Here is a 345-nt window from a genome sequence, read left to right as displayed (position 1 = left end):
GTGCGCCCCTCCGAGGCCCGCGGCCGGGCCGGCCTCGTGCTGCAGGATCCGGAGAGCCAGCTGGTGCTGGCCCGGGTGGGTGACGAGGTGGCCTTCGGGGCGGAGAACCTGTCGCTGCCGCGCGGGCAGATCTGGGACCGGGTCCGCGAATCCCTGGCCGACGTCGGCCTGGCCGTCCCGCTGGACCATCCCACGTCGGCGCTCTCCGGCGGCCAAAAACAGCGGCTGGCGCTGGCCTCCGTCCTGGCCATGCGGCCGGGGCTGCTGCTGCTGGATGAGCCGACCGCAAACCTGGACCCCGCCGGGGTGCGGGAAGTACGGGACGCCGTGGCCCGGGTGCTGGAC

General features: G+C 75.1%; 1 protein-coding gene. It reads left to right on the top strand.

The features are described 5' to 3' along the window. Nucleotides 1-345: energy-coupling factor ABC transporter ATP-binding protein (locus AC5RUJ_RS18785; RefSeq protein ID WP_494156577.1), on the top strand; the 345-nt coding region annotated here is incomplete at both ends.

The organism is Arthrobacter sp. Y3223164, from assembly GCF_059091005.1.
Note: the sequence above shows the minus strand (reverse complement) of the source record. Positions and strands in the feature narration are given on the sequence as shown.